The 1864-nt window shown below is 41.4% G+C and carries 1 protein-coding gene and 1 pseudogene; both read right to left on the bottom strand.

Going from position 1 to position 1864, the window contains the following annotated elements:
• Positions 1-181 precede the first annotated feature (181 nt).
• The gene (locus tag JMX95_RS13535; protein ID WP_045448120.1) at positions 182-1081 is read right to left on the bottom strand and encodes a LysR family transcriptional regulator; all 900 of its coding nucleotides are present in this window, start codon (positions 1079-1081) and stop codon (positions 182-184) included.
• A 234-nt stretch (positions 1082-1315) separates the two neighbouring features.
• Positions 1316-1864, bottom strand: a pseudogene (locus tag JMX95_RS13530) (DNA polymerase III subunit gamma/tau); the annotation flags it as partial.

The raw sequence follows: 1864 nt of genomic DNA, 5'->3' as shown, positions 1-1864 counted from the left end.
GGTTTTACGCCCATACAGAAACTCAATCAAGCAGCTTAATTCTATTTGTTAGGTGTCTTAGGTTTGGGAGGGTTACCACATTAAACGCTAATACTAAAAAAGCCTATAGATAATATGTCTATAGGCTTTTTGCTTTTGAAGGCTTTAAACCACTCTCTACGGTGCATTATTCAAACGTCATCTAATTAGCATGAAAATACTTTTTTAACACCTCTAAACAGCGAGTGATTTTGGCTGGCTGTTGATCACGGTTTAAGGTAACCGCATATAGTACAAAACTTGGTAATTGATAACCGGTCAACACTTCGACCAAATCACCATTTTCAAGCTCTTTTTTGATGTCCATTTCCATCATTCTAACCAAACCATGACCTTCTTTTGCCAAGGTGGTTGCCATAAAGACATTATTGGTATAAATGCGTGAATTCATTTTCGTGCGCGTCTTTTTACCCGTTTCTGTCTGAATGAGATCAATTTGATTGGCATCTTTCATGATTTCAATACAAATCAGCTGATGATCAGCCAAATCTTTAGGTGTTTGCAATTTGGTATGTTGACGTAGATACTGCGGTGACGCAACCAACATTTGGCGCACATCAGTCAATGGATGACTGCTGAGGCTCGAATCATTAATCGATGGACTCATACGAATCGCAATATCAATCCGCTCATCAATCATGTCAATATAGTGGTTGTCTGCCAGATAGGTAATGCTAAGATCATCATGTGCCGCCATCCACGTAGAAAGTGCCGGCAAAATATGATTAACACCAAGCTCTGGTGTTGTCGCCACTCGTAAGCTGCCTGCCAACTCATCACGCAACTGATTGACCTTAATCCGCCCTTGTTCAGCAGCACTGACAACGTCTTTTGCAGCTTCATAAAAACTTTCGCCAGCTTCTGTTAAGCTCAACTTACGAGTTGAGCGGTGTAATAGCACGACGCCCAGCTCATTTTCTAATGAGCGAATTTGCTGGCTGACTGCACTGGTTGTAATGCCAAGCTCACGAGCAGAGCCACTAAAAGAGCCATGTCCAACCACACTGGCGAACACAGCCATACCGCGTAAATTATCCAACATATTCTCACCTAAACTTCATTTCAGTTTTTAATATAACTTAACCATTATAACGAATCTTAATTTATCTTATCGTTATTAAATATTTCTCTCTTGTTTAAAAAAGCCCATTTACTCTGCAATAAAAACAAAAATATCAAGGCGATAGTACAACATCGCCTTGATATTTTATATGAAAGTTGTCTTTAATAACTATATAGACTTTTAAATAATTTTAACAACAGTTTTTCTGATTGTTTAATACAACTGAACCTTACCCATTTTTACTTCACCGCGCTCATTCAAATACTGCATCACAGGCGTAGCAAGCAGTCTTGCTTCTGCAACCGTTTTGGCTTGCACCAAGCGCTTTTGTTGGCGACGCTCAGGCGTCTTATCCTCTGCTTGCATGACGCTGCCATCGATTTGCAAGTCAATTTCTGCTTGAGTGAACTGCTGTTGCAGTTTAGCCGCTAATTGCTGAAAAGTGGTTTGTAAATGCCGACTATCTACACTTGTGATAAATACTGCCTTGCCATCGCATAAGCCCGTCATCATGCCCTGACGCGCAAGTGCCAATTCGTCTTGAGCCAATATCTCCGCTTCACGAGCCGTTTGTAGCCAATAATCCCATTTTTCTGGTGTCCACTCACCAAGCAGTTCTTGCGGTGAGCAACGCAGAAAATTACGAGGATCATCCAGTTGCGTTGTTAACTGAGAATTATTTGCATCAGGCTCAACAACGGGTTCAGGCTCAACAACGGGTTCAGGCTCAACAACGGGTTCAGGCTCAACAACGGGTTCAGG

It is taken from the genome of Psychrobacter sp. NC44 (assembly GCF_904846655.1).
Taxonomy (GTDB): Bacteria; Pseudomonadota; Gammaproteobacteria; order Pseudomonadales; family Moraxellaceae; genus Psychrobacter.
Note: the sequence above shows the minus strand (reverse complement) of the source record. Positions and strands in the feature narration are given on the sequence as shown.